Annotated in this window: 10 protein-coding genes; 2 read left to right on the top strand and 8 right to left on the bottom strand. The window is 70.7% G+C overall.

Annotated elements, in window-relative coordinates:
- The 4 genes from BUB97_RS01540 to BUB97_RS01525 form a co-directional block, all read right to left on the bottom strand.
- On the bottom strand, positions 1-1,025 hold a 1,025-nt coding region (locus BUB97_RS01540; RefSeq protein WP_086061826.1), incomplete at its 3' end, for an OmpA family protein.
- A 178-nt stretch (positions 1,026-1,203) separates the two neighbouring features.
- Entirely contained in the window at positions 1,204-2,343 is a 1,140-nt protein-coding gene (locus BUB97_RS01535) for a 5-(carboxyamino)imidazole ribonucleotide synthase (RefSeq protein ID WP_073130656.1), read from the bottom strand.
- Positions 2,340-2,840, bottom strand: coding sequence for a 5-(carboxyamino)imidazole ribonucleotide mutase (gene purE, locus BUB97_RS01530; RefSeq protein WP_073130651.1), 501 nt, complete (start codon positions 2,838-2,840; stop codon positions 2,340-2,342). Before purE ends, BUB97_RS01535 begins: the two co-directional genes overlap by 4 nt.
- On the bottom strand, positions 2,837-3,037 hold the full coding sequence (locus BUB97_RS01525) for a YdcH family protein (protein WP_073130646.1): 201 nt from the start codon (positions 3,035-3,037) through the stop codon (positions 2,837-2,839). Before BUB97_RS01525 ends, purE begins: the two co-directional genes overlap by 4 nt.
- A gap of 173 nt (positions 3,038-3,210) precedes the next feature.
- Here BUB97_RS01525 and BUB97_RS01520 point away from each other — a divergent pair, with 173 nt between their 5' ends.
- The gene (locus tag BUB97_RS01520) at positions 3,211-3,393 is read left to right on the top strand and encodes a YdcH family protein (RefSeq protein WP_073130642.1); all 183 of its coding nucleotides are present in this window, start codon (positions 3,211-3,213) and stop codon (positions 3,391-3,393) included.
- Positions 3,394-3,479: 86 nt separating this feature from the next.
- On the opposite strand, the gene BUB97_RS01515 is transcribed toward BUB97_RS01520, so the two are convergent.
- Positions 3,480-4,034, bottom strand: a complete 555-nt coding sequence (locus BUB97_RS01515) for a DUF1013 domain-containing protein (RefSeq protein WP_073130640.1) — start codon at positions 4,032-4,034, stop codon at positions 3,480-3,482.
- Positions 4,035-4,178: 144 nt separating this feature from the next.
- Between BUB97_RS01515 and BUB97_RS01510 the strand changes: the two genes are divergently transcribed.
- Positions 4,179-4,370 (top strand): DUF1192 family protein, encoded by a 192-nt coding sequence (locus BUB97_RS01510; RefSeq protein ID WP_073130638.1) that lies wholly within the window; start codon positions 4,179-4,181, stop codon positions 4,368-4,370.
- A gap of 77 nt (positions 4,371-4,447) precedes the next feature.
- On the opposite strand, the gene BUB97_RS01505 is transcribed toward BUB97_RS01510, so the two are convergent.
- The 3 genes from BUB97_RS01505 to BUB97_RS01495 all read right to left on the bottom strand — a co-directional run bounded on the left by BUB97_RS01505 (position 4,448) and on the right by BUB97_RS01495 (position 5,904).
- Entirely contained in the window at positions 4,448-4,939 is a 492-nt protein-coding gene (locus BUB97_RS01505; RefSeq protein WP_073130636.1) for an Hsp20 family protein, read from the bottom strand.
- Positions 4,940-5,158: 219 nt separating this feature from the next.
- Positions 5,159-5,386 (bottom strand): 50S ribosomal protein L31, encoded by a 228-nt coding sequence (gene rpmE, locus BUB97_RS01500; protein ID WP_073130634.1) that lies wholly within the window; start codon positions 5,384-5,386, stop codon positions 5,159-5,161.
- Between the two features lie 137 nt (positions 5,387-5,523).
- The gene (locus tag BUB97_RS01495) at positions 5,524-5,904 is read right to left on the bottom strand and encodes a YkvA family protein (protein WP_073130631.1); all 381 of its coding nucleotides are present in this window, start codon (positions 5,902-5,904) and stop codon (positions 5,524-5,526) included.
- Positions 5,905-6,000: the final 96 nt, after the last annotated feature.

Below are 6,000 nucleotides of genomic sequence, written 5' to 3'. Positions count from 1 at the left end.
TTGCGGGCGATGCCACGGCGCGACAGCTCGGCGGCCACCGCCTCGGCCCGGCGCATGGAGAGGCGCTGGTTGTACTGCGGGGTGCCCGAGCGGTCGGCATGGCCCGCCACCTCGATGCGGGTCGTGCCGGTCGACGTCACGGCCTGGGCGGCCTCGGCGATGATCTGGCGGGCGCGGTCCGTCAGGTCAGCGCGGTCGAAGTCGAAGAACACGAGGTAGGTGCGGGCCGGAGCCGGAGCCGCGGCCGGAGCCGGGGCAGCGACGGCGACCGGAGCGGGGCGCGGCGCGTTGAAGGCGTAGCGCAGGCCGACCAGCACGGAGTGGTTGTAGTTGTCGACCTCAACCTTGCCGCGCGTCACCGTGGAGGTGCCGCCAGCAACCTGAGCCGCCGTACGGGTGGTGTAGGTGGCGTTCAGGTCCGGCGAGAGCGTGCCGAGGAAGCGGTACTCGGCGGTCAGGGCCAGGCCCGGGACGCCGAGGTTGAAGGCCACGCCGGCGATGCCCTGGTAGGCGAACTGGCCGTCGGTGTCGTCGATCGTCAGGCGACGATCGCCACCGGCGACGTAGTTGACGCCGGACACGCCGTCATACTCGTGCCACACATAGCCGACGCCACCGCCGACATACGGCATCACGGGCACGCCCGGGATGGCGAAGTCGAACAGCACGTTGCCCATGGCGCCGTAGCTACGGGCGCGGCCCTGCTGGAAGCGCGGGGTGGTGCCGCCGTAGCGGAAGTCGGACACGTCGTTGTCGCGGTAGTTACCCTCGACCTCGAGGCGCAGACCGTTGCCGAAGCCGTAGCCGAGGCTGCCGACGCCGACCCAGCCATGCTCGAAGGAGGTGTTGGTACGGCCGCCGTTACCAACCGCAGCGCCCGCGGCGCCCGTCAGGGGGGCCTTCGAGTCCTGCAGCCAGTTCACGCCGGCGCCGGCGGCGATGTAGAGGCCGGTGACAGGCTGGGCCTGCGCGGCGAGCGGCAGCGACAGGATCGTCGCGGCCAGAAGGGCCTTCTTCAGGCTCATGATGTGAACTCCCGATCCACCAGGGGCGCGCTGCGCGGGCTCCGGGAGATCCCCGATTCCGGCGCGGCGTTCACTGTATCTATCACTGGCAGGGGGCCGGCGCATCGTGCCGCGCCGTGTGGCGACAGGGTTTCGGGGCGCTGTGGCGGATGCGCCACAGCACCCCCTGGCATTTCGGTCACAGATGGTTGAGCAGGTCGCGGTCGGGCGTCGTGGAAAGCGAACCGAGGGGAAAAAGCCGGGTAGCGTGCCCCATCTTGCGGCCCGGGCGGGCCTCCGCCTTGCCATAGAGATGGATGGAGGTGGTGGGATCGGCGGCGAGGCCGGGCCAGCGCGCCATGCCCTCGGGCCCGATGAGGTTCCGCATCACCGCATCCGCGTGCCGGGTGGTGGGGCCGAGGGGCAGCCCGGCCACGGCCCGCGCATGCTGGTCGAACTGGCTGGCCTGGCAGGCATCGATGGTCCAATGGCCGGAATTATGCGGCCGGGGCGCGATCTCGTTGCCGAGCAGCGTGCCGTCGGGGAGGAGGAAGAGCTCGACCGCGAGCACGCCGACCAGCTCCAGCGCTTCCGCAACCGCCGCGGCGTGGCGCCGGGCCGCGGCAGCGGCCTCGGGCGGCAGGCGCGCGGGGGCGAAGGAGAGGTCCAGGATGTGGTGGGCGTGCCGGTTCTCCACCGCGTCATAGGTCGCGGTGGTGCCGTCCACGGCGCGGGCGGCGACCGCCGAGATCTCGGCCGCGAAGGGAACGAAGGCCTCCGCGATCAGCGGGTGGGGGGAGAGGCGGGCGAGGGCGGCCTCCGCCTCATCGGCCGTGCGCACCACCGCCTGGCCGCGGCCGTCATAGCCGAGGCGCGTGGTCTTAAGCACGGCGGGGAGGCCGACCTTCCCCAGGGCGGCGGGAAGATCGGCGGCCGAATGCACCGGGGCCCAGGGCGCGACGGGGACGCCGGCCTTCTCCAGGAAGGCCTTCTCCAGCAGCCGGTCCTGGCAGATGGACAGGGCGCGGGTGCCCGGCCGGCAGGGGACGAGGGCGGCCAGGCGGTCCAGCGTGGCCGCGGGGACATTCTCGAATTCGAAGGTCACCACATCCACCGAGCGGGCGAAGCGGCCGAGCGCCTCCTCGTCCTCATAGGGGGCGATGGTGCTCGTCGCGACGACCTGTGTACCGGGCTCGTCCGCGGTGGGGGAGTAGACATGGCAGCGGTAGCCCAGCCGCGCCGCGGCCAGCGCCGTCATGCGGCCGAGCTGGCCGCCGCCGAGGATGCCGATGGTCGAGCCCGGGGGGAGGGGGCCGGGATCGTTGGCCGTGCCGCTCACTCCGGGGTCTCCGCCACGCCCTCGCTCTGGGCCACGCGATGCGCGTCCAGGCGCTCGGCCAGGGCGGGGTCGGAGAGGGCGAGGATGGCGGCGGCCATGAGGGCGGCGTTCACCGCGCCGGCGCGTCCAATGGCCAGCGTGCCCACCGGGATGCCCGCCGGCATCTGCACGATGGAGAGGAGGGAGTCCTGGCCCTTGAGGGCATGGCTCTCGACCGGGACGCCGAGGACGGGCAGGCGGGTCATGCTCGCGGTCATGCCTGGCAGGTGAGCCGCGCCACCCGCGCCGGCGATGATGACCTTCAGCCCGCGCGCGACCGCGCGCTCGGCATAGTCCACCATGCGGCGGGGGGTGCGGTGGGCCGAGACGACGCGGCATTCATGCGGGACATCCAGCCCCTGCAGCATCTCCGAGGCATGGCGCATCGTCTCCCAGTCGGAGCGCGAGCCCATGATGATGCCGACGAGGGGGGCGGAGCCGCCCAGGGTCTCACTCATGCGATGATATCCGGCACCAGGCGGCTCTCCAGCCAGGCGATCTCGTCCTTCAGCTTCAGCTTGCGCTTCTTCAGGCGCTGGAGCTGGAGCTGGTCGTGGCGGCTGTCCTCGAGACGCGCGATGACGGTGTCGAGGTCCCGGTGCTCGCTCCGCAGCTCGTGGAGGCGGCGCAGGAGGCTGTCGCGTTCGGCCAGCATGATCCCCCGGATGGGTCGGGAAGCCCCTCTCCGGCGGGCGGCGGGGCGGGTTGATAAGGGCGTGAGAAGGGTCGCGCCCAGGCTGGTCCTTGCCATATCATCTCCTGCGCGGTGGTGACAGGCCGCCACGCAAGACCGAGTCGTACGAAACGCTAGGGAAGAGGATCACGCGTATGCTGAACCCGCACCGGCTGCAGTCGCTCAAGGACCGTCATCAGGCACTGGACCTGCGTATCCTTCAGGAGGACGCCCGACCCATGCCGGACAGTCTCGAACTGGCTCGCCTGAAGCGGGAAAAGCTGCGGCTCAAGGAAGAGATGGAGCGCTTCGAGGCGCAACGCAGCCGGCCGCAGTGAACCGATTGCGTTCCCGGTAAAGGAAAGGGCGGGCCCCGGCGGGGCCCGCCCTTTCTGCTGGAAGGCTTTCGCCGCGCCGCCTGGCCTCAGGCCGCGTCGTCCTCGACCACCGTCGGGGCGGGCTCGGCGCCGATGGAGATGATGAGGGCGTTCAGGTCCGACTGGCTGCACAGGCCGAGGATCACAGGGTCGCGCGGCTTGATGTTGGCCGAGTTCCAGTGGCTGCGGTCGCGCACCTTGGCGATGGTCTCCTTGGTGGTGCCGAGGAGCTTCGCCACCTGGGCGTCGGTCAGCTGCGGGTAGTTGCGGAGCAGCCAGGCGATGCCGTCCGGCCGGTCGTTGCGCTTGGCCACGGGGGTGTAGCGCGCGCCCTTGCCGCGGACCTTGGGCTGGGGGAGGTGGCTTTCCATCATCACCAGCCGGGCGCTCGGGTCCGCCTCGCAGCGGGCGATCTCCTCACGGGTGAGCTGGGCATTGGCCACCGGGTCGTAGCCGACGATTCCCTGGGCCACCTCGCCATCGGCGATAGCCTGGACCTCGAGCGGGTGCATGCCGACGAAGTCCGCCACCTGATCGAAGGTGAGGGAGGTCTTGTCGATCAGCCACACGGCGGTGGCCTTGGGCATCAGGGGCGTGGGCATGGCGAGAACCTCATGGCGACCAAGGGGGGCGACCAAGGGGGCGACCCTCGAAGCGCGGTCGTCGGGAGCCGGCGGGCCCCCTGGGCTGTTGCGTGCGGATATAGAGAGGGGGATGGGGGCGGTCAAAGCCGGAAGGAGATCGTGATGATGTTCGAGGAAGAGGAAAGGCGCCGGCCGGGCTCCGGGTTCACCCCGGCAGCGCTGGCCGAATGGTCCGAAGAGGCACTGCGGGACTACATCGCCACACTCCGGGCCGAAATCGAGCGGGCGGAGGCGGCCATCGCGGCCCGGGGTGCCCAGCGGGCGGCGGCGGAGGCCTTCTTCCGCAAGCCCTGACAAGGAAAAGGCCGGCGGATCGCTCCGCCGGCCCCTGTTCCTGCGATTCCCCGGAAGGGGAGAGCAAGCCCTGGCGGTCAAGCTGCCTGCGTCTGGCCTTCCTGGGTGTTCGCCGCCTCGACGCGGCCCTCAATGGCGGGCTGCTGCGGGCGGCCGCCGGCGATCGCGATGCGGCGGGGCTTCAGGGCCTCGGGCACTTCGCGCTTCAGGGCGACATGGAGAAGGCCGTTCTCGAGGCTGGCGCCCTCCACGCGGATATGGTCCGCGAGGACGAAGCGGCGCTCGAAGGCGCGGCCGGCGATCCCGCGATGCAGGAAACGGCTGTCATCGGAAGGCTGCGGGGCCTTGCCGGAGACGAGGAGCACGTTGTCCTGGGCGGTGATCTCGATGTCGTCCTGGCCGAAGCCGGCCACCGCCATGGTCAGCGTGTAGGCGTCATCCGCCGTGCGCTCGATGTTGTAGGGCGGGTAGGACGGGGCATCGGCCGCGCGGGCCGTGTCCATCAGCCGGGCCAGCCGGTCGAAGCCGATGGCGGTGCGAAACAGGGGAGAGAGGTCGAGAGCGTTCACGAGAAACCTCCTGCGAGAGCAAGGTTTGATCGGTGGGCGTGGCAAGGTTCCCCGGTGGGAGCACCCCCGATTGGGCCGTGCATCCGGTTCGCCTCACATCCGCGGCCCCATCCGGGCGCCGCCGACAGGCCAGAAATGGGAAAAGGGCCCCGGCGCTTCAAGCGCCGAGGCCCCTTCCGATATGCATCAGATGCAATCCCGCCTTGCGCGGGATGCGGATCAGCCCTTGCGGGCGCCGATGCCGGCGAACTTCTTGTTGAACTTCGCGATCTGCCCGCCCGTGTCGACGATGCGCTGCACGCCGGTCCAGGCCGGGTGGGACTTGGGGTCGATGTCCAGGCGCAGCGTGTCACCGTCCTTACCCATGCAGGAGCGGGTCTTGTAGGTGGTGCCGTCGGTCATGATGACCGTGATCTCGTGGTAGTCGGGGTGGATGTCGGACTTCATCGGGCGGGTTCCATAAGCGTGTGGCGCCGCCGATGCCGACCGGAAGCGCGAAGTGCGCGCCTTTAGCGGAGGGGGGCGCCCGGAGCAAGCATTCTGGGCAAGCATCCCGGGCAAGCATTCCGACCAGGTGCTGCGCCCTAGCGCGCCGGTTCGGGCCAGAGCCAGAGGACCGGCAGGATCAGGGCTGCGAGCCAGAGGGCCATGATGAGGGCCGCGCCCGCCCGGCTGACCGGGCGTTCCGCCGCGACCCGGGCGGTGGCGCGGTGCTCCTCCATGACAGCCGGCGGGATCATGCGGATGGCCAGGGCGATGGCGAGGGGGAGGAGGATGACCTCGTCCAGATAGCCGAGGACGGGGATGAAGTCGGGGATGAGGTCGATGGGGCTGAGGGCGTAGGCGGCGATCGCCAGGGCCAAGGCCTTGGCACGCCAGGGCGTGCGCGGGTCGCGTGCCACGAGGAAGAGGGCATGGACGTCGCGCCGGAGTGCCCGGGCCCAGTCCTTGATCCGTCCCAGCACGGCCGCCTCCCCCTCGTCGTGCCGCGGCGCCGCGGTCCCGGGCCGGAGATTGACCAGCCACAGATTGACCAGCCACAGATTGACCGGCCACGCCGT

It is taken from the genome of Muricoccus roseus (assembly GCF_900141905.1).
Classification (GTDB): Bacteria; Pseudomonadota; Alphaproteobacteria; order Acetobacterales; family Acetobacteraceae; genus Roseomonas; species Roseomonas rosea.
Note: the sequence above shows the minus strand (reverse complement) of the source record. Positions and strands in the feature narration are given on the sequence as shown.

Bases quoted from the DNA above. Each gene is read 5' to 3' on its own strand.
- BUB97_RS01520 (WP_073130642.1), top strand. From the start codon at position 3,211: ATGCTGAACCCGCACCGGCTGCAGTCGCTCAAGGACCGTCATCAGGCA.
- BUB97_RS01515 (WP_073130640.1), bottom strand. From the start codon at position 4,034: ATGCCCACGCCCCTGATGCCCAAGGCCACCGCCGTGTGGCTGATCGAC.
- BUB97_RS01510 (WP_073130638.1), top strand. From the start codon at position 4,179: ATGATGTTCGAGGAAGAGGAAAGGCGCCGGCCGGGCTCCGGGTTCACC.
- rpmE (WP_073130634.1), bottom strand. From the start codon at position 5,386: ATGAAGTCCGACATCCACCCCGACTACCACGAGATCACGGTCATCATG.
- BUB97_RS01525 (WP_073130646.1), bottom strand. From the start codon at position 3,037: ATGCTGGCCGAACGCGACAGCCTCCTGCGCCGCCTCCACGAGCTGCGG.
- purE (WP_073130651.1), bottom strand. From the start codon at position 2,840: ATGAGTGAGACCCTGGGCGGCTCCGCCCCCCTCGTCGGCATCATCATG.